Raw genomic sequence first — 18,926 nt, forward strand, 5'->3', positions numbered from 1 at the left:
TGCAGATCCTTTCGGACGAGATGTGCAAGAAGATGTCGGGCCGGATCATCAACATCCACCATTCGTTCCTGCCCTCGTTCAAGGGCGCCAACCCCTACAAGCAGGCGTTCGAGCGCGGCGTCAAACTGATCGGCGCGACCTCGCACTATGTCACCGCCGACCTCGACGAGGGCCCGATCATCGAGCAGGACACGATCCGCGTCACCCATGCCCAATCGCCCGACGATTATGTCAGCCTCGGCCGCGACGTAGAAAGCCAGGTTCTCGCCCGCGCGATCCATGCGCATATCCATCATCGGGTGTTCCTGAATGGAGACAAGACCGTCGTCTTCCCCGCAAGCCCAGGAGAATATGGCTCCGAGCGGATGGGCTGACCGGACCGGATTTGAGCCGGACACAGGCGCGCGCGGGACAGGTTTCCGCGCGCGCCTCGATTATGACCAGTCGATAATATAGAGGGCATGAAGTCCCGCGCAGCCGTCGCCTTCGCCCCTTGGAAAAGGGACTAATGCTGAACGTTCAACGCGGTTCTCCCAAGAGGGAGAGCGGATCTACCATGACATGCACTTCGCAACTCTTCTTCATGTCTGACGCAGACCAAAGGTGATAACCGCGCGCTGAGTTCAGCAAGTCCTGGCAGGCACAGAGAGTCGCTCTGTTGCCGACGCCGGCCGGTTTTCAGGACCTGGTGGGAACCCAACCCAAAGATGGTTTGGAGCTCGGGGCGCCACATGCCCCACATCGTGACTCGCCACATAGATTCTGCCCGCCCAACCTGACGGATCAGCTCCCTAGGGGCAGGCGCTAGACGCTGCAGACCAAACAGACTTCGCGGCGCCTGACAAAAGCCCGTTTGGTCTTTCTGCGGCGTGTTTCCAGTCCACATGCCAACGGCGTCCAGCGCTAGTCTGTCTTCCAGTTCAAATCCTCAACGGCGATACGGCCTGCGGCCCAGAAAGGACACGCAATGGTACAAGCAGACGACTTCGGTTTCGGCACCCAGATCCGCAAATCCCCCTACTTCGACGCTACCGTGCGTTGGGGCGCAAAGGGTTTTTCGGTTTACAATCATATGTATATCCCCCGCGACTTCGGCAACCCGGAACAGAACTTCTGGAACCTGGTGAATGAAGCGATCCTGTGCGACGTCGCCGTTGAGCGTCAGGTCGAGATCACCGGGCCGGATGCCCAAAAGTTCGTGCAGATGCTTACTCCGCGCGATCTTTCGAAAATGGCGGTCGGGCAGTGCAAGTACGTCCTTATAACCAATGCCGACGGCGGAATTCTGAATGATCCGATCCTGCTGCGCCTGGCAGAGAACCACTACTGGATTTCACTGGCCGACAGCGACATCCTGCTTTGGGCGCAAGGCGTGGCAATCAATTCCGGGCTGGACGTTCAGATCGGTGAACCCGATGTCTCTCCGCTTCAATTGCAGGGTCCAAAGTCGGGCGAGATCATGCGAGCGCTCTTCGGCGACGACATCATGGATCTCAAGTACTACTGGCTGCGCGAACTTGAATTGGACGGAATTCCGCTGATCGTGTCGCGTACCGGATGGTCCAGCGAACTGGGCTATGAGCTGTACCTTCAGGATGGATCGCGCGGTGACCAACTGTGGGAGAAGATCATGGCGGCTGGAGAGCCTTTCGGCCTCAAGCCCGGCCACACGTCTTCGATCCGCCGGATTGAGGGCGGCATGCTGTCCTATCACGCCGACGCCGACATCAACACCAACCCCTTCGAACTTGGCCTCGGCCGGCTGGTGAACCTCGACATTGAGGCCGATTTCATCGGCAAGGCCGCGTTGCGCCGCATCAAGGAAGCAGGCGTCAGCCGCAGACAGGTGGGCCTGGTCATCGACAGCGCGCCGCTGAAAGGGCCCAACACCAAATTCTGGGCGATCAGCCGGAACGGTGAGACCATCGGCAAGGTGACTTCGGCGGTCTACTCGCCAAGGCTGAAACAGAATATTGCGCTGGCCATGGTGTCCGTGAAGCATGCGGAACTCGGCAACACGGTCCAGGTCGCCATGCCTCATGGCGTGGTACAGGCCACCGTGGTCGAGGTGCCCTTCTTCGACCCGAAAAAGGCGCTCGCGGCTGCCTGATTGCACCGCCCAACAAAGGAACCACACCATGTCCAACCTCTCGATCGAACTTCACTGGCATCGCTCGGTTCCGGTCCTGGAAACCGGTAAATACTCGGCCGAGCACACTGTCCGCTACAATGACAGCCACGAGGTCTTGGTAGATGCCGCCCCTGATTGGGGTGGCAACGCCAACAACACCAACCCCGAGCAGGCATTGGCATCCGCGCTGTCGAGCTGCCATATGATGACGTTCCTGGCGCTGGCCGCCAAGGCGGGATGGCCTGTGGCAAGCTACCACGACTACGCCGAGGCTCATCTGGGAAAGAACCCCAAGGGCCAGATGTCAGTAACCAAGATTGATCTGCACCCTGTGGTGCGCTTCGACACCGGGTTCAACGTCGATCCTGCCGAAGTCGAGAAGATGCAACATCGTGCGCATCGCTATTGCTTCATCGCCAACTCGCTCGCGGACAGCGTCGAGATGAATATCCTCTAAGCCCCAAGAAGGACCCGCACCGTGGAAAAGCGCGACATCCTGCTGCGTGACCTGGATGCCGACGGCATCCTGCGCCTGACCCTGAACGACGGCGCCCGCCGCAACCCCTTGTCCGAGGCTATGCTATTCGAACTGGGCAGCGCCTTCGCCAAGGCCGGATCCGATCCGGAGGTGCGGGTCATCGTCCTTGCAGCAAACGGTCCGGCCTTTTGCGCCGGCCATGACTTAAAGGAAATGACCGCTGGCCGAGCCGCCCCAGACCGAGGCCGAGCCTATTTCACCAAAGTAATGACGGCCTGTTCCGGGGTCATGCAGGCGATCGTCGCCTGCCCCAAACCCGTTATCGCCGAGGTTTCCGGCATCGCCACCGCCGCAGGGTGCCAGTTGGTTGCCAGCTGCGACATCGCCTTCGCGGCCGAGGGCGCCCAGTTCAGCACGCCAGGCGTCCATATCGGGCTGTTCTGCTCCACTCCGATGGTCGCGCTGTCGCGCAACGTGACCAACAAGCACGCAATGGAGATGCTGCTTGGGGGCGACATGATCTCTGCTGGCCGGGCCGAGGACATCGGGCTTGTGAACCGCGCGGTTCCAGCCGAAGCCCTGACCGAGACCACGATGGCAATGGCGCGCAAGATCGCGTCCAAGTCCAGCATGACTCTGGCGACCGGCAAGCGCGCCTTCTACGCGCAGCGCGAGATGACGCTAGCCGAAGCCTATGACTATGCCTCCGGCGTGATGGTCGAGAACATGCTCGCCCGCGACGCGGAGGAAGGCATCGGAGCCTTCATCGAGAAACGTGCGCCCCATTGGCAGGACAAGTAAGGCCATGAACAACCCCTACAACACCGATCTGGATCGCAACCCTGCGAACTACCAGCCCCTCACTCCGCTGAATTTTCTGGAGCGGGCAGCCAGCGTATTTCCCGATCATACTGCGATCGTCCATGGTGAACTGCGGCGTAGTTACGCCGCGTTCTATGCCCGGTCGCGGCAACTCGCTTCGGCCTTGGCCCAGAAGGGGATCGGGCGCGGAGATACGGTTTCTGCGCTGCTGGCAAACACGCCGCCGATGCTGGAATGCCACTACGGCGTGCCGATGTGTGGCGCAGTACTGCATTCGATCAACACGCGGCTCGACGCGTCGATCATCGCGTTTCAGCTCGACCACGCCATGTCCAAGGTCGTGATCGTCGATCGGGAGTTCATGCCGTTGCTTCAGGAAGCGCTGACGATTGCCAAGGTTTCGCCCGTCCTGATCCAGTACGACGATCCCGAGTTCGACGGCCCACCGACATCGGTCCAAACGACAGATTACGAGGAGTTTCTAACTGGCGGCGATCCTGATTTCGCTTGGCTGATGCCCGAGGACGAGTGGGACGCGATCTCGATCAACTACACCTCAGGCACCACAGGCGATCCGAAGGGCGTCGTGTCGCACCACCGGGGAGCCTATCTGCTGGCGCAAGGCAATGCACTAACGACGGGGATGCTGAAGCACGCCGTCTATCTCTGGACCTTGCCGATGTTCCATTGCAACGGTTGGTGTTTTCCCTGGACTCTTTCGGCGATCATCGGCACCCATGTCTGCCTGCGACAGGTGCGAGCCGAGCCGATCTGGAATGCTCTGGCCGATGAAGGAGTGACGCATCTGTGCGGCGCGCCGATCGTCATGTCGCTGATGATTTCGGCGCCTAAAGACGTCCAGCGCGATCTCAACCGGACCGTGCAGTTCTTCACAGCCGCCGCGCCACCGCCTGAAAAGCTGCTGGCCGACATGCGGGACGCGGGGTTCGATGTCACGCATCTGTATGGGCTTACCGAAACCTATGGTCCTGCGGTGGTCAATGACTGGCATGATGCTTGGTCGTGCTTGCCCCGCGCCGAGCAGGCAGCGCTCAAATCTCGTCAGGGTGTGCGCTATCTGCCGTTGGAGCAGTTGGACGTGCTCGACCCTGACACGATGCGCGCTGTGCCACGCGACGGCAAGACGATGGGCGAGGTCATGTTTCGTGGAAATGTCGTCATGAAGGGCTATTTCCGCAACCCAAAAGCCACGAATGAGGCCTTCAAAGGCGGCTGGTTCCATTCCGGTGATCTCGGCGTGATCCATCCCGACGGCTATATCCAACTCAAGGACAGGTCCAAGGACGTAATCATCTCGGGTGGCGAGAACATTTCCTCGATCGAGGTCGAGGAGGCACTCTACCGCCATCCCGCCGTCGCTGTCGTGGCCGTCGTCGCCATGCCACACGAAAAATGGGGCGAAACGCCCTGCGCGTTTGTCGAACTGGCCGAAGGGCAAACAGCGGATGCGCAAGCATTGCGCGCCTGGTGCCGCGAGCATCTCGCCTCCTACAAGGTTCCCGGACAATTCGTCTTCATGACCATCCCAAGAACCTCGACAGGTAAAATCCAGAAGTTTCTCCTGCGCGATGCGGCAAGAGAGCTTTCGGCTGGCCAACCCGATGCCTTGGCGCCGACAATCGGGACGAAATAGGTGGGGAGTCGGCCACGCACACGCGGCCACAGAACTACGACGCTCGACCTGCCCTGAAGCAATCGCGCTCTTGCGCCAACCGACCTTGAATTGAGGTGATGCCATGTACCGGGTTCGTCTGTTTGCCGTCCGCCATTCCAGGGCCTTCGAATGGCTCTACGCCCGGCTCGAGAGCACCATGGTCGCGCTCGACCCGCTGTTTGCCCGCATTGGGTATGGGCGCATCGAGCGTCCAATAGCTGCCATCGAACGCGCGACCAAAGGTCTGTTGTTCGATTGCAAGATGTGTGGCCAGTGCGTACTATCTTCCACAGGAATGTCCTGCCCGATGAACTGCCCGAAGCAGCTTCGTAATGGCCCCTGCGGTGGCGTCCGCCCCGGCGGCTATTGCGAGGTAAAGCCGCAGATGCGCTGCGTTTGGGTCCTGGCGTGGGATGGCGCCGCGCGCATGAAGGACGGCAGCAAGGTTCGCGACGTCCAGCCACCCGTTGATCGCCGCCTCGAGGGCTCATCCTCGTGGCTTAGGGTAAGCCGTGAGAAGGCAGCCGGGCTCCGCGAGGCCCGAGAGGCATCGCGCACGACCATCGCGAAAGCGTTCCCCGATGCCCGCGCTCATGAACCTGCGGCGGCCCCCCTCGCGACGGAGCCCGCTGCGGCGATCAAGCCAGGAAGAGATCAATGAACGAAGATCAGCAACTCAAGCCAGAACCGTGGCTGCCGTCTTACGACGATCCGCCCCCCGGTCACGTTTCGGGCAGTCGACTCGAACGAGTGCTCCGCAGCGGCCAGTTCGCTGTAACTGCCGAGCTGAATCCGCCTGACAGCGCGGATCCGGCCGACGTATTCGAGGCGGCGCGGCCGCTCGCCGAGGTTGCCGATGCGATCAATGCGACCGATGCTTCGGGCGCCAACTGCCACATGTCGTCGATTGGCATCTGCTCCCTGCTGACCCGCGCAGGACACGGCACGATCTACCAGATCTCCTGCCGCGACCGGAACAGGATCGCGATCCAAGGCGATGTCCTCGGCGCTGCTGCAATGGGGGTGAGAAACGTGCTGTGCCTGACCGGCGACGGCGTCGGCGTCGGTGATCAGCCGGGAGCCAAGCCAGTGTTCGACTTAGACTCGCTCTCGCTGCTACGCACGATCCGCACCATGCGGGACGAGGGCACGTTTCTCTCCGGCCGCCGCATCACCCGTCCACCACGGATGTTCCTGGGCGCTGCCGAGAACCCCTGTGTCCCACCGCTCGACTGGCGCCCCGAGCGACTTGCGAAGAAGGTCGAAGCGGGTGCTGATTTCATCCAGACAAACTACATTTTCGATGTGCCCGTGTTCGAGCGCTTCATGGCGCGGGTGCGCGATCTGGGTCTCGAGCGCCGCGTGTTTATCCTAGCCGGCGTCGGTCCGCTTGCCTCGGCAAGGGCCGCCCGTTGGATGCGCAGCAACGTTCCCGGCATTCACATACCCGACGCGGTGATCGAGCGGATAGAGAAGTCCGCGAAACCGGCTGAGGAAGGCAAGCGCCTCTGCATCGAGCTGATGCAGCAGATCCGCGAAATCCCGGGCGTCGCCGGGGTCCATGTCATGGCCTACCGCCGTGAGCACGAGGTCTCAGAAATCGTTGCGGAATCGGGTGTCCTGAAAGGGCGGGTGCCGGAGAGAAGGCGGACACCAGTCACCAAGGAACCAGTCGGTGAGAATGCTGTCGAACCCGCAGGCATTCCGGGTAAGTGAGCCGAACAGGCGGCCGGAAAGTGATCTGCGTAAACCAGATCAGATATTTTGGAGGGGAAACCAACATGTCCTATACTCAGATCATGCTCCCGATAGACCTTGAACATGCAGACCGCATGGAAAAGGCGATCCAAACAGCGCTGGCGCTCGCGGTGCAGTTTGGAGCGAAGCTGACACTCGTCGGGGTGACCTCGGAGCTTCCGGGAGTGTCCGCCCACAATCCGGCTGAGTTCAAGGAAAAGCTGTCAGCTTTGGCGCAGCGACTTGGTGAAGGCCTCCCGCAAGGCGCGCAATCGAGAACCTATGTGGCGCATGACCCGTCCGTTCAGATCGACGGCATTCTGCTCGACGCGATTAAAGACGTCGGAGCCGACCTCGTCGTAATGGCGTCGCATATCCCGAACGTTTTGAACGCGATATGGCCGTCCCACGGCGGGAAAATGGCGTCGCACGCCGACGTTTCTGTTTTCGTTGTGCGCTGAATCGCGTCAACAATCTGGAGGAGGAGAAAGATGACAGAAAAAGACCCCGGCGCCGAAACCGATCTAGATACGCAATCCAAGGTTGAGCCCGTTCCAGCGCCTCAGGGCCGCACCGAGATCATCGAGACTGACTATGAGATCGGGCGCGACAATTTAACAAGCTCTTGGAAGCTGGAATTCGACATCCATCAGGTCGTGTTTACTGTGTCGGCACTGGGCGTCCTGGCGTTCACCTTCTTCACGATGGCCTTCCAAGAGGAACTCGAACCCGTGTTCATAGGGATGCGTGGCTGGCTAACCAGCAATCTCGACTGGTTCTTCCTGCTCTCGGCTAACATCTTCGTGCTGCTGAGCCTTTTCCTCATCGTCTCGCCCTTGGGCAAGGTGCGCCTTGGTGGCCCTGAAGCGGAACCATCATTCAGCTACATCGGATGGTTCTCGATGCTGTTCGCGGCGGGCATGGGCATCGGCCTGATGTTCTACGGCGTCTCCGAGCCATTGAGCCATTTTGATAGCGCCATGGGCGGCATCTCGGTTGGCGAGGACGGCATTCGCACCGACTGGGCGCCGCTGGGTGGCGCCGAAGGCGACGTTGCCGAGGCCACTCGGTTGGGCATGGCTGCCACGATCTTCCACTGGGGCCTGCACCCGTGGGCAATTTACGCAGTGGTTGGACTGGCACTGGCGCTCTTCTCTTACAACAAGGGGCTGCCGCTGACGCTTCGCTCGTGCTTCTATCCGATCTTCGGCGAGCGAGTCTGGGGCTGGCCCGGCCACATCATCGACATCCTCGCGATCTTCTCTACGATCTTCGGCCTAGCGACATCGTTGGGAATCGGTGCGCAACAGTCCGCAGCGGGTCTGAACTTCTTGTTCGGTTTTTCGACCTCCAATCCCATGCTGATCACGCTGATTTTGGCGATCACGGCGGTGGCGTTGGTTTCGGTCGTCGCGGGCCTTGATGCTGGCGTCAAGCGGCTTTCCGAGATCAACATGGCGCTCGCAGCAATCCTGTTGTTCTTTATCATTGCCTTTGGCCCGACCCTGGAAATCGTCAGCGGATTCTTCGCTAACCTCTTAGCTTATGGTGAATATCTGCCGGCGCTGTCGATGCCCTTCGAGCGTGAAGACGCCAACTTTGCCTCGGGCTGGACCGCGTTCTACTGGGCCTGGTGGATCAGCTGGTCTCCGTTTGTCGGCATGTTCATCGCCCGCGTCAGCCGAGGCCGCACTGTGCGCGAGTTTCTGATCGCCGTGCTGATCGTACCTACGATCTTGTCGGTTATCTGGATGACGGCAATGGGCGGAACCGCCATCAGCCAGCTTGTGAATGATGGGCTGACCGGCGTGCAGGACACGGCACTGGAACTGAAGTTGTTTGAGATGCTCACGCATCTGCCGCTGACTGGCCTGACGTCGTTCGTGGGCATCATCCTCGTGATCGTTTTCTTTGTGACTTCGTCGGACTCGGGCTCGCTTGTGATCGACGCTGTCGCGGCAGGAGGCAAGGTAAACGCTCCGACACCGCAACGGGTGTTCTGGACCATCTCGGAGGGTTTGGTGGCGATAGCACTGTTGCTGGGTGGTGGGCTGGCTGCGTCGCAGGCCATGGCGGTTTCCACAGGCCTGCCGTTCACAGTCGTCCTACTGGGCGCGTGCTACGCCATTGTCCACGGCTTGTTGAAAGAGGCGCGCTGAGAATCCATCGGGGCGGCGATTAGCCGCCCCGTTTTCCAAGCCAACCCGGCAGCCTGCAATGTTAGCCGATAGTACCCGAACTAAAGATGAAAGGTCAGACGATCCGGTAGAGGTCCGCCACGAATGATTTCCCAAGCGGTACCTCTTACCTGATAGATCACAAGTGATATCGTCCAGATGGTTCTGCCCTGCCTACCAATTTTGGACCATCTAAAGCCGGCGGTTTCGGCTGAAGTCATCCGCTCCCCAGACTTCACCTCTCACCCATTTCGTCCGAGGAGGCGTGTCGAACCGGGCTTGGGCACTGGAGAGAGCGCAGTGTCGATGATGTCGATCAGGTTGCGCGAACGAACCGCGTCTTCCTCGAATATCTGGCGCAAACGCGGTTCCTCTTCGGTCGCAAGCTGCTCTTCGAGCCAGACGACTTCCTCTAGATAATCCTGCCGGCGCTTCTGCCAACGCTCCAATGCAGCCTTTTCCTCGTGCGTCGAAGATCCTTGGATCTGCGCTGTTCCAAGTTTCATATCGATGATCCCGTGATCGGGATGCGGCACGGGGTCCGGCAGATCGGTGATGCCGAGCCGTTCGCGTCGGTCCAGTTCACGCTCCCAGGCGATCTTGTAATCCATCGCCGCGTTGAAATACTCCTCGTGCAGAGCCTTGTTGCTCGTCTCAACGGAGGCGAGAAGTTCGGCAAAGAGCCGCTGTGCGCGATGCTGCCCCTTGACCGCGTTGACCGCCAGGGACCGTATCACCGCCTGCACAATCGGAACGCTGACATCACGCTGCCCGTCCCGTACCGTGATCCCCCGATAGGCCTCCTCAAGGATGATCCTCTTCATGCGCTCTTCGTGCAGACCGGGGACCTTGTTCTTGCTGCCCTTCGGACGTCCGCGGGGATTGCCGGACTAGCCCTTTTTGAACTGTCCGCCCTTGGGGGGCTTGCCATAACCCACCTCGCAACCCGGCCGGGCGACCAAGGGCCCCTTGCCTCCGCGTTTGCCTGTCATTGCGCCGCCTCCATCATGCGAGAGGCGCGGGGCCAGCCACAGACAAGCTGCTCCGCCGAGTCCTTGGCGAAGCTCTCCCACCTTGCGAGAATCCGGTCACAGTAGATCGGGTCAAGTTCGACCAGCCTGGCGCGGCGCCCGGTCTTGTGGGCGGCGATCAAGGTCGAGCCGGAGCCCCCGAACGCATCAAGCACGATCTCGCCACGCCCCGACACATCGCGAATGGCATCGGCGATCATTTGCACTGGCTTCACCGTCGGATGCAGCCGAAGCTCGTCCATTCGCCCCTTCCGCATCGTGTTGACGCCCCGGTAGTTCCAGACATTGGTCCGGTAGCGCCCGTGCTGACCGAGTTCGAAGCTGTTCGTATGCGGCGCGGCGCCCTTCTTGAAGGCGAAGATCAGCTCGTGGCGAGAGCGATAGAAGCTACCCATGCCGCAGTTATCCTTGGCCCAGACGATCAGGTTCTTGAGTTCGTCATAGACCGCCTCGCCCGCCGCCAGCATCTCGCGCATGTGTCGCCAATCCATGCAGATGAAGCGGATCGAGCCGTCACAGCTGTGCTCGGCCATGTTGCGCAAGGACTGTGTCAGGAACCCGGTGAACTCCGACTCGGACATCTCGCCAGATGCCATAGCGAACTCGCGGTGCTTGACCTTGCCCGCTCCACCGACATGGCCGTCGATCTTCACGTTATAGGGCGGGTCGGCAAAGACCATCCGGGCGCGCTCGTCTCCCATGAGGAGATCGAAAGTGCTCGGATCGAGCGCATCCCCGCAGATGAGCCGATGTGGCCCCAGCTGCCACAGATCTCCCACCTCGACCCGGCGCGGCGCGATCTCGGGACAGAGGTCATCCTCCGGGTCGTCGGGTTCTTCGGGAGCGAGCCCCTCGATCAGGCTGTCGATCTCGGCCACCTCGAACCCGATCACGCCGATCTCGAAACCGGGATCCTCGATCGCGAGCAAGGCCTGAAGTTCCTCCGCGAGAAGGTCCTCGTCCCAGCCCGCGTTCAACGCGAGCTTGTTGTCGGCAATGACATAGGCCCGCTTTTCCTCGGGCGTCATGTGCTCAATGCGCAGGCAGGGCACCTGCGCAAGCCCCATGAGCCTTGCGGCCTCGACCCGTCCACGGCCCGCGAGGATCGTGTTCGACTGGTCAATGAGGATGGGATTGGTGAAGCCGAAGGTCTCGATCGACTGCGCGATTTGCTTCAGTTGCTTCTTCGAATGCGTGCGCGCATTACGCCCCAGGCGCTCACGCCTTGGGCGTAAGATACTCGATGGTCTGCTCGGTCATGGCGATGGGTCCTTTCTGTCCTTCTGCCTCTCATGCGGTCTCTCCTCTTTTCTGTTTCTTGTTCGTTGTTTTGTTCGGTCATCTGATAATAGCGCTAGTGCAGCATCGAACCCCCAACAGGAACTTATAGTGAACAGACCACGAACATCACGCAAGATATGCGGTCTGAGGCGCTGAGACATCTGGACTTCCAAGTTGAACAGAGCGTTGGTCTGACCACGCCCGGCCCCGTCCGGGCGCGTCCCGGTAGCGGGGATCGGCCCTCGCGGAATGACCGGGAGACAGGCATGCGACGGGACTACGCCCAGGGCGAAGTGACGGCAGAAACGAGGGTACCGCGACGGGCACGTCGGCGAGGTACCGGCGATAATCCCGAAATTACCGTCTCGGAGATAGAGGCGCTCGACCGCGCAGCGCTCTCGACACTCTGGACGGATCTCTTCGGCGAGGCGGTTCCCGCGAAGATGAGCCAGCCGATCCTGCGCCGCTTCATTGCCTTCGAGATCCAGGCCCAGGCGGAGGGCGGTTTGCCTACGAGCTTGGTGGGGCGGCTCGCGCGGATCGCCGCTGGCGATGACCGCAGGGCCACGCCGGAGCTGCGCTCCGGCTCGCGGCTCCTGCGGGAATGGAGTGGAACAACCCATGTCGTCGAGTTGACAGAGAACGGGTTCCTTTGGGACGGCGTCCGTCACCGCTCGCTCTCCGCGATTGCCCGCGCGATCACCGGGGCGCGCTGGTCAGGACTGCGCTTCTTCGGCCTGACAGACGCAAGCGTTGCGCCAGCCAAAAGAAAGGTGCGATCGTCATGAGCACTAAACCAGCCATCCGCTGCGCGATCTACACCCGCAAGTCTTCCGACGAGGGGCTTGAGCAGGAGTTCAACTCGCTCGACGCCCAGCACGAGGCCTGTACCGCCTATGTCGCGAGCCAGCGACACGAAGGCTGGAAGCTTATTCCCGAGCGTTACGATGATGGTGGCCTCTCCGGGGGCACGCTCGAGCGCCCTGCCCTGCAGCGCCTGCTTGCCGAGATCGAGGACGGCCGCATCGGCATGGTCGTCGTCTACAAGATCGACCGGCTCACCCGGTCGCTGCCGGACTTCGTCCGCCTCGTCGAGCGCCTCGAGGCCAAGGGCTGTTCCTTCGTCTCCGTCACCCAGGCCTTCAATACCTCCTCTTCCATGGGGCGCCTGACCCTGAACGTGCTGCTGTCCTTCGCCCTGTTCGAGCGCGAAGTGACCGCAGAACGGATCCGGGACAAAATCGCGGCCTCGAAGCAGAAGGGTCTCTGGATGGGCGGCACCGTGCCACTCGGCTATCGCATCCGCCAGATCCGCAGCGGCGCGAACTCGTCGTGGCCCCCGATGAAGCCAGAACCGTCGCTCAGCTGTTTGCGCTCTACGACGACTTGGGCAATCTGCGGACGCTTGAGGCTGAGGCAGCCCGACTGGGGTTGCGCCCTCGAGCCTCAGCCCGCCCCGGCGCGCGGACCGATGCGCCCTTCTCCCGGGGCCAGTTGCATTACCTGCTGACCAATCCTGTCTATCTCGGGCGGATCCGGCACAAGACGACAAGCTATCCCGGGCTGCATCCCGCGATCGTCACGCAAGAGCTCTGGGACCGGTGCTGTCAGACGGATTCGAACTCGTCTCCACAAGGACAGTGGCGCTGCCGCTTATCCCGCACAGAGAACGCGCCACTCGGCGAGAGCGGCGGCGCGGTTCTGCTTGAAATTGGCCCTGGAGTAGAGGCTTCGCTCCGCGTTGAAATGGTTAAGGACCGAGGCGTGAACGGCAACGAATTTCTGCAGACTTCGCATCCGCCGGAACCGCTGCATAGCCCGTTCACGTCGTCGTAAGGGCAAGTGTGAATTCTCTGCCCGGTTGTTCAGCCAACGGCCAGTCTCCTGCAGGGTAGCCGCGCCGATCGCCTTCAGGGCTGCGCCATAGGACCGCAGCAGATCAGTGACGATGGCCTCGGGCCAGCCATATCTCCGCATCGTTTTTTTCAAGAATTTCAAGGCCGCTTTCTTGTCCCGCGTCTTCGTCACGAAGCTCTCAAGAACCTCACCTTCGTGATCGACCGCCCGCCAAAGATAATGGCGCTCGCCGTTGATCTTCACGAAAACCTCGTCGAGGTGCCAGCGCCACTGGGGACCGGATCGCAACCGCTCGGCTCGTTTCGCCCGGATCTCGGAGGCAAACATCGGGCCGAACCGGTTCCACCAAAACCGGACGGATTCATGGCTGATGTCGATACCCCGTTCGTGCAGCAGATCTTCGACGTTCCGCAGCGACAGCGGGAACCGGACGTACATCATGACCGCCAGGCGGATGATTTCCGGGCTGGTCCGGAAGTACTTGAATGGGGCGTCTCTCGTCATCCCAAGACGCTACGAGACTGCCCTGCCCCGCTCAACAGATTCCCTCTGACAAAGCCTTCGGTAGACCAAAACGCACAAGCTGACGCCGACCGGGGACCGATCAGGTAGGCCATGCGCCAGAGTCGTGAAGGTCCGATGCGAGCGCTTCCACCTCGGCCGCGACGCGGGTCCGGGCGGGGTCGCCCAGCATGCGCCGGTGATGGCTCAGGCTGACCGTGCGCAGATAGGACGGTTCGAGCGGCACGGCGGCGACCTGTCCGCGCAGCAGTTCGCCCGCAAAGGCGCTTTGCGCGAACACCCCGAACCCCACCCCGGAACTGACCAGTCGGACCAGCTGTTGGCCGGCGTCGATCTCGTAGAGGATGTTCAGCTTGAGCCCCAGGGCTTCGACCTGCCGTTCAAGGTTCGACCGCAGGGTGTGTCGCCCCGACGTGACGATCAGCGGCAGGTCCGGAATGCGGCTGACGGGAAAGGGATCGGGCATGTCCCGCATCTTGTCCGCGGCGCCGATCAGCATCATCTCCTCCTGCATCAGCGGGCGCGAAATGACGGTTTCGGTGTCGCGGGCGTTGAACGTGACGGCAATGTCCAGTTCCCCGGCATCGACCCAGTCGGAGAGATAGCCTGACATCGCCTCGACGATCCGCAGCTTGACGTTTGGAAAGGCGGTGGACAGCCGTTGCAACAGCGGCTGAGTCATCACCACAGAGACCGATGGCGGCAGTCCGATGGACACGTCCCCGGACGGCTCAAAGCCGATCTGGCGCAGTTCGGCCTGAAGATTTCCGAGTATGCCGAACACTTCGTAGACCCTGGGCAACAGGTGCCGGCCTGCCCGGGTCAGCGTCACGCCGCGCGGCAAACGCTCGAACAAGGGTTGGCCTATGTCGGCCTCAAGCCGTCGGATCGACGTCGACAGCGCCGGTTGCGCCACGCCAAGCCGTTCTGCCGCAGCGGTGATCGAGCCCTCTTCGGCGACGGTCATGAAGGCCCGCAGACGGACAAGATCGAATTGATGAACGAGTTGCGCCATGACCCATATAAACTCTCATATGTCACCAGAGGCAATCCATATGAGTTTCCTTTGCTAATCCGGGCTAACAAGATGCGGCAGTTTTCTGGGAGGAATACATGAAACATCTGGCACTCATCGCGACCACGGCCGCAAGCGCCCTGTTCGCGGGTTCGGTCCTTGCCGCCGACTACACCATCTCGGTCACGCTCGACACCAGCCCGCAGCACGTGCGCAACGTCTGGCTGAAGGATTTCGCCAAGGCGATCGAGGAAAAGTCCGAAGGCAAGCTGGAGCTCGAGATCTTCGAGGCTGCCGCGAAATACAAGGACAGCGAGGCCGCCGCCGCGGTCGCACAGGGCGCCATCGACATGGCGATCCCGCAATACCAGTTGATCTCGCGCTTTGTCCCCGAGGCGGATTTCGAGCAGTTGCCGATGTTCTACGGCCTTGGCCGTGACCAGATCTATGCCGTGGTCGATGGCGCGGTCGGTGACGAACTGCACGCCAAGATCGAGGAAAAGCTGCGTGTCAAGGTGCTGGGCCGTCCGATCGACCTGGGTTTCGGCACCGTGTTTTCCACCGATGTCGAACTGAAGACGCCTGCCGATCTCGCCGGGCTGAAAGTCCGCGTGCCGGGTGGCCCGGCGACGGTTCAGCGCTACGAGAACATAGATGCGGTTCCCGTGCAGATTTCCTGGCCCGACGTGCCGCAGGCATTGCAGACCGGCACGATCTCTTCGCTCTGGTCGACACAGGAATCCGTCGCCTCGGCCAAGCTTTGGGATGCCGGCGTCAAATACGCGATGGAGGACCGTCAGGCCATCGTCCAATACGTGCCGCTGATCAACCAGCGTGCGCTGGACAAGCTGCCCGAGGATCTGCGCGCCCTGCTGATCGACACCTGGGACGAGATGGTCGATGCGCAGCGCGACTTTGCGGCGCAGCGGCAACAGGATGCCCGCGACCTGAACGCGCAGAACGGCATCGTCACCTCGGACCCCGACGCCGAGGCGCTGGCCGCGATGCGCCAGAGGCTGATGCAGGTCCAGCCCGCCTTGGTCGAGGAACTGGGCATCGACCCGGCCTTCATCGACCGGATCGCCGCCGTGACCGGCGACTGATCGGGCGGACCTGACGATGAAATCCCTCCTTGTCGGGCTGGAGACCGGGGCAACCGGTCTCCTTGCCCTCGCGGCTGCCCTGCTGACCGTCAGCGAATCCGTGTTGCGCTATGTCGCGCCCATGAGACTGCCCGACTGGGGCGCTGAAGTGACCGTCTACCTTGTCGGATGGGCGGTCATGCTGAGCGCCAGTCGCCTGATCCGCGACCGGATGCATGTCAGCGTCGAGATGCTGGCAGAACGGCTTCCGGAGCGCACCCAAAGTGCCCTGCGGCTGTTCACCTGCCTGTTCGGGCTGGTTGTTGCAGGCTGCATCGCATGGGCGGGCTGGTTGATGGTGGATTTCGCCCTGATGCTGGGGGAACGGTCCGACAGCTCGATCCGCTTTCCCATGTGGGCCTATTACGCCGCCATTCCCGTAGGCTTTGCCCTGTCGGCGGCCACCTATCTTTGGCAGGCGGTCATGATCGCCACCGGGCGGGAGGCATGATGCGATGCTTCTGACCGTTGTCCTGATCCTGTTCTTCATCCTGCTGCTGATCGGCGTGCCGATCTACCTCGTGTTGTCCGGCCTTGCCGTCATGGTCTGGGTGGTCGAGGGCGATCCCTTGGTCTCACTGGGGCAACAATACGCCAACCACCTGAATTCCTACACGCTTGTGGCGGTGCCACTGTTCGTGATCGCCGCGACCTTCATGCAGCGCGGCGGCGTGGCCCGCGCGCTGATCGACATGGCGTCGGCATGGGTCGGTCGGACGCGTGGCGCGCTGGGGATCGTCTGCATCCTTGCGACAGCCCTCTTTGCCGCGATCTCGGGTTCGTCCGTCGCCACGGCGCTGGCGATCGGCGCGGTGCTGATCCCCGCGATGAAGCAGCGCGGCTACCCGATCACCTTCGCCACCGGCACCATCGGTGCAGGCGGCACGCTGGGCATCCTGATCCCGCCTTCGCTGGCCATGCTGATCTACGGCATCATCGTGGACGAATCCGTGCCGCGCCTGTTCCTTGCCGGTGTGATACCCGGCCTGATCCAGGCGGCGCTGCTGATGGCCTATGTCCGCTACTACGCCGTTCGCTACGATCTGCCGGTCGAGGAGCCGATGGACCGGCAGCAGTTCATCACCGCAAACCTGAACGCGATGCCCGCCCTGCTGGTGCCGATCATCATCCTTGGCGGCATCTACTCTGGCCTTGTGACCATCTCCGAAGCAGCGGGCCTGTCCGCCGTGGTCGCGATGATCGTCTCGCTGACCTTCTACCGTGAAATCCGGCTGCGCGACGTGCTGCCGATCCTGGCCGACGGTGTGCGTCAGACGGGTGTCATCATCTTCATCGTGCTGGCCGCCCTGACCTTTGCCCATTGGCTGACCGGAGCAGGCGTGACCCGTGCCCTTGTCGGCTTCATCGAACACATGGACCTGACCGCGCTGCAATTCCTGATCGCGGCAAACATCATCATGTTCATCCTGGGCATGTTCCTCGAAGTGATCTCGGTTATTCTGATCTTCGTACCGCTGGTCGTGCCGGTTCTGCTGAAACTGGACATCGATCCGATCCACTTTGGCGTGATCCTCGTGGTGAACATGGAAATCGCGCTGCTGACGCCGCCGGTCGGGTTGAACCTGTTTGTCCTGAAATCCGTCGCCGATACCGGCATCGACAAGGTGATCCGGGGCGTGACCCCCTACATCGGGCTGATGCTGGTGCTGCTGGTCTTCATCACGCTGGTCCCGGCGGTGTCCACCTGGCTACCGGACCTCGTCTTTGGCGCAAGATAGGAAGTTTCCATGCCCATTTCCCAGATCATCGTCGCACCCCAGCTGGCGGGGACCGTCGCGGCCGAGGCCGACAGGATCACCGCCGATCTCAAGGCGGCCCTTGTCGAGGGCCTGTCGACCGATCCGCATCTCGTGCAGATCACGATCACCGCTGCGCTCTGCCCGCCCGAGGGCTGCGAGACGCTATGCCTCGTGCATCATCGGGCCTCGGAGACGCGGACCGAGGACATCCGCAAGGAAACCGCCCGGCAGCTGCACGACATCCTGCGCGACGCAACGAATGCCACGGTGCGGGTCCGCCTGATCGCGACGGACCCATCGCATATCGCAGCCTGTGACACTCCGGAGGCCCTGTCGTGACCTGTAACACAATCTCGCTTCGCGACATCCGGTCGTTCCATGTCGGCGGCGCGACTGTCGAATTGACCGGCCAGACCTGCAAGGACGTGCGCGTGTCCCCCGACGCGGCGCTGCGGACCGTGGACCTGAACGGCCACTATGTCAGCGGGCAGCTTTACGCCCAGCACTTCATGTTGGACCGGCCGCGCAGCGACGTGCCCATCCTGTTCTGGCATGGCGGGGCGATGACGGGCGTCACATGGGAAACGACTCCCGACGACCGGCCGGGCTGGTCGCAGATCTTCCTGCGCCATGGCCACGATGTCGTCGTCTCGGATGCCGTCGAGCGGGGTCGCGCCTCGTGGTCGCCCTATCCGCAGATCTACGACAGCGCACCGCTGTTCCGGACGGCGGAAGACGCCTGGTATCTGTTCCGCATGGGCGCGGCCAAGGATTTTGCCCAGCGACGTCCCTTTGCCGGGCTACGGTTCCCGATCGCGCAGTTCGATCAGCTCTGCGCGCAGTTCGTGCCACGCTGGACGACGAATGCCCAGGCCACCATCGCCGCCTACATGCAGCTTGTCGCGCGGTTCGAAAGGGTCATCATCGTTGCCCATTCGCAGGGCGGCTGGTTCGCGCAATGCCTTGCCGCCCGCATGCCCGAACACATTGCCGCTGTCGTGCTGCTTGAACCCGCGGGCGCACCGAACCTGAAGCCGGAGGAGATGGCCCGCTCGGCCCAGGTTCCGCACTTGTATGTGTGGGGGGACAATTGCGACGGTCACCCGGCATGGAATTCCTACAAGAACGATGCGACGGCCCACTCGGAGTCGCTTCGCGTGCTCGGCGGGACTGTCGAGACCCTCGACCTGCCCAGACGTGGGATAGTCGGCAACTCGCATATGCCGATGATGGACGACAATTCCGACGAAATCGCGTCCATGATCCTGGCATGGCTTGCGCGAACGAGGGGTTGAGAG

18 protein-coding genes and 3 pseudogenes are annotated in these 18,926 nt (G+C 61.8%); 17 read left to right on the plus strand and 4 right to left on the minus strand.

Annotation, left to right across the window (positions count from 1 at the left end; all coding sequences use genetic code 11):
- The 9 genes from LZA78_RS04690 to LZA78_RS04730 form a co-directional block, all read left to right on the plus strand.
- Positions 1 to 374 (plus strand): formyltransferase family protein (locus LZA78_RS04690; protein WP_306798960.1); only part of this gene is annotated, 374 nt, incomplete at its 5' end.
- A gap of 593 nt (positions 375 to 967) precedes the next feature.
- Entirely contained in the window at positions 968 to 2,110 is a 1,143-nt protein-coding gene (locus tag LZA78_RS04695) for a glycine cleavage T C-terminal barrel domain-containing protein (RefSeq protein WP_233675788.1), read from the plus strand.
- A 28-nt stretch (positions 2,111 to 2,138) separates the two neighbouring features.
- Positions 2,139 to 2,588: an OsmC family protein gene (locus tag LZA78_RS04700; protein ID WP_218631451.1), complete on the plus strand. Its 450-nt coding sequence runs from the start codon at positions 2,139 to 2,141 to the stop codon at positions 2,586 to 2,588.
- A gap of 21 nt (positions 2,589 to 2,609) precedes the next feature.
- Positions 2,610 to 3,410: an enoyl-CoA hydratase gene (locus tag LZA78_RS04705; RefSeq protein ID WP_233675789.1), complete on the plus strand. Its 801-nt coding sequence runs from the start codon at positions 2,610 to 2,612 to the stop codon at positions 3,408 to 3,410.
- A 4-nt stretch (positions 3,411 to 3,414) separates the two neighbouring features.
- Positions 3,415 to 5,085 (plus strand): acyl-CoA synthetase, encoded by a 1,671-nt coding sequence (locus tag LZA78_RS04710; RefSeq protein WP_233675790.1) that lies wholly within the window; start codon positions 3,415 to 3,417, stop codon positions 5,083 to 5,085.
- 103 nt (positions 5,086 to 5,188) lie between these two features.
- Positions 5,189 to 5,767, plus strand: a complete 579-nt coding sequence (locus LZA78_RS04715) for a methylenetetrahydrofolate reductase C-terminal domain-containing protein (RefSeq protein ID WP_233675791.1) — start codon at positions 5,189 to 5,191, stop codon at positions 5,765 to 5,767.
- A complete protein-coding gene (locus LZA78_RS04720) occupies positions 5,764 to 6,822 on the plus strand; it encodes a methylenetetrahydrofolate reductase (protein WP_233675792.1) in 1,059 nt (352 codons plus the stop codon). Before LZA78_RS04715 ends, LZA78_RS04720 begins: the two co-directional genes overlap by 4 nt.
- A gap of 65 nt (positions 6,823 to 6,887) precedes the next feature.
- Complete coding sequence (locus tag LZA78_RS04725) at positions 6,888 to 7,304, plus strand: universal stress protein (RefSeq protein WP_233675793.1); 417 nt, start codon at positions 6,888 to 6,890, stop codon at positions 7,302 to 7,304.
- Positions 7,305 to 7,334: 30 nt separating this feature from the next.
- A complete protein-coding gene (locus LZA78_RS04730; RefSeq protein WP_233675794.1) occupies positions 7,335 to 9,002 on the plus strand; it encodes a BCCT family transporter in 1,668 nt (555 codons plus the stop codon).
- 260 nt (positions 9,003 to 9,262) lie between these two features.
- On the opposite strand, the pseudogene LZA78_RS04735 reads toward LZA78_RS04730, so the two are convergent.
- A pseudogene (locus LZA78_RS04735) lies at positions 9,263 to 9,898 on the minus strand (DUF5681 domain-containing protein); the annotation flags it as partial.
- 110 nt (positions 9,899 to 10,008) lie between these two features.
- Complete coding sequence (locus tag LZA78_RS04740) at positions 10,009 to 11,289, minus strand: site-specific DNA-methyltransferase (RefSeq protein ID WP_368861015.1); 1,281 nt, start codon at positions 11,287 to 11,289, stop codon at positions 10,009 to 10,011.
- A 309-nt stretch (positions 11,290 to 11,598) separates the two neighbouring features.
- Here LZA78_RS04740 and LZA78_RS04745 point away from each other — a divergent pair, with 309 nt between their 5' ends.
- The 3 genes and pseudogenes from LZA78_RS04745 to LZA78_RS17835 form a co-directional block, all read left to right on the plus strand.
- Entirely contained in the window at positions 11,599 to 12,120 is a 522-nt protein-coding gene (locus LZA78_RS04745) for a DUF2924 domain-containing protein (RefSeq protein ID WP_233675795.1), read from the plus strand.
- Positions 12,117 to 12,539: pseudogene (locus tag LZA78_RS17830) on the plus strand (recombinase family protein); the annotation flags it as partial. The gene LZA78_RS04745 and the pseudogene LZA78_RS17830, both read left to right, overlap by 4 nt.
- A gap of 125 nt (positions 12,540 to 12,664) precedes the next feature.
- Positions 12,665 to 12,883 (plus strand): annotated as a pseudogene (locus tag LZA78_RS17835) (recombinase family protein); the annotation flags it as partial.
- Positions 12,884 to 12,985: 102 nt separating this feature from the next.
- Here LZA78_RS17835 and LZA78_RS04755 read toward each other — a convergent pair.
- Together LZA78_RS04755 and LZA78_RS04760 are read right to left on the minus strand one after the other, a co-directional pair.
- A complete protein-coding gene (locus tag LZA78_RS04755; protein WP_233675796.1) occupies positions 12,986 to 13,693 on the minus strand; it encodes an IS6 family transposase in 708 nt (235 codons plus the stop codon).
- A 100-nt stretch (positions 13,694 to 13,793) separates the two neighbouring features.
- Positions 13,794 to 14,726, minus strand: coding sequence for a LysR family transcriptional regulator (locus LZA78_RS04760; protein ID WP_233675797.1), 933 nt, complete (start codon positions 14,724 to 14,726; stop codon positions 13,794 to 13,796).
- A gap of 98 nt (positions 14,727 to 14,824) precedes the next feature.
- Here LZA78_RS04760 and dctP point away from each other — a divergent pair, with 98 nt between their 5' ends.
- The 5 genes from dctP to LZA78_RS04785 are packed head-to-tail and all read left to right on the plus strand — an operon-like array spanning position 14,825 to position 18,923.
- Complete coding sequence (gene dctP / locus LZA78_RS04765) at positions 14,825 to 15,829, plus strand: TRAP transporter substrate-binding protein DctP (RefSeq protein ID WP_233675798.1); 1,005 nt, start codon at positions 14,825 to 14,827, stop codon at positions 15,827 to 15,829.
- Positions 15,830 to 15,845: 16 nt separating this feature from the next.
- Positions 15,846 to 16,319: a TRAP transporter small permease gene (locus LZA78_RS04770; protein WP_233675799.1), complete on the plus strand. Its 474-nt coding sequence runs from the start codon at positions 15,846 to 15,848 to the stop codon at positions 16,317 to 16,319.
- 4 nt (positions 16,320 to 16,323) lie between these two features.
- Positions 16,324 to 17,607, plus strand: a complete 1,284-nt coding sequence (locus LZA78_RS04775; protein ID WP_233675800.1) for a TRAP transporter large permease — start codon at positions 16,324 to 16,326, stop codon at positions 17,605 to 17,607.
- Positions 17,608 to 17,616: 9 nt separating this feature from the next.
- Positions 17,617 to 17,967 carry a hypothetical protein gene (locus tag LZA78_RS04780; RefSeq protein WP_233675801.1) on the plus strand — a complete coding sequence of 117 codons (351 nt, stop codon included), beginning with the start codon at positions 17,617 to 17,619 and terminating at the stop codon, positions 17,965 to 17,967.
- The gene (locus tag LZA78_RS04785) at positions 17,964 to 18,923 is read left to right on the plus strand and encodes an alpha/beta hydrolase (protein WP_233675802.1); all 960 of its coding nucleotides are present in this window, start codon (positions 17,964 to 17,966) and stop codon (positions 18,921 to 18,923) included. Before LZA78_RS04780 ends, LZA78_RS04785 begins: the two co-directional genes overlap by 4 nt.
- Positions 18,924 to 18,926: the final 3 nt, after the last annotated feature.

Source organism: Rhodobacter flavimaris (genome assembly GCF_021378075.1).
GTDB lineage: Bacteria > Pseudomonadota > Alphaproteobacteria > Rhodobacterales > Rhodobacteraceae > Rhodobacter > Rhodobacter flavimaris.

Excerpts from the sequence above, each read along its gene's own strand:
- LZA78_RS04775 (WP_233675800.1), top strand. The coding sequence starts at position 16,324 with ATGCTTCTGACCGTTGTCCTGATCCTGTTCTTCATCCTGCTGCTGATC.
- LZA78_RS04745 (WP_233675795.1), top strand. The coding sequence starts at position 11,599 with ATGCGACGGGACTACGCCCAGGGCGAAGTGACGGCAGAAACGAGGGTA.
- LZA78_RS04730 (WP_233675794.1), top strand. The coding sequence starts at position 7,335 with ATGACAGAAAAAGACCCCGGCGCCGAAACCGATCTAGATACGCAATCC.
- LZA78_RS04715 (WP_233675791.1), top strand. The coding sequence starts at position 5,189 with ATGTACCGGGTTCGTCTGTTTGCCGTCCGCCATTCCAGGGCCTTCGAA.
- LZA78_RS04720 (WP_233675792.1), top strand. The coding sequence starts at position 5,764 with ATGAACGAAGATCAGCAACTCAAGCCAGAACCGTGGCTGCCGTCTTAC.
- LZA78_RS04755 (WP_233675796.1), bottom strand. The coding sequence starts at position 13,693 with ATGACGAGAGACGCCCCATTCAAGTACTTCCGGACCAGCCCGGAAATC.
- dctP (WP_233675798.1), top strand. The coding sequence starts at position 14,825 with ATGAAACATCTGGCACTCATCGCGACCACGGCCGCAAGCGCCCTGTTC.
- LZA78_RS04695 (WP_233675788.1), top strand. The coding sequence starts at position 968 with ATGGTACAAGCAGACGACTTCGGTTTCGGCACCCAGATCCGCAAATCC.
- LZA78_RS04710 (WP_233675790.1), top strand. The coding sequence starts at position 3,415 with ATGAACAACCCCTACAACACCGATCTGGATCGCAACCCTGCGAACTAC.
- LZA78_RS04725 (WP_233675793.1), top strand. The coding sequence starts at position 6,888 with ATGTCCTATACTCAGATCATGCTCCCGATAGACCTTGAACATGCAGAC.
- LZA78_RS04780 (WP_233675801.1), top strand. The coding sequence starts at position 17,617 with ATGCCCATTTCCCAGATCATCGTCGCACCCCAGCTGGCGGGGACCGTC.
- LZA78_RS04770 (WP_233675799.1), top strand. The coding sequence starts at position 15,846 with ATGAAATCCCTCCTTGTCGGGCTGGAGACCGGGGCAACCGGTCTCCTT.
- LZA78_RS04700 (WP_218631451.1), top strand. The coding sequence starts at position 2,139 with ATGTCCAACCTCTCGATCGAACTTCACTGGCATCGCTCGGTTCCGGTC.
- LZA78_RS04760 (WP_233675797.1), bottom strand. The coding sequence starts at position 14,726 with ATGGCGCAACTCGTTCATCAATTCGATCTTGTCCGTCTGCGGGCCTTC.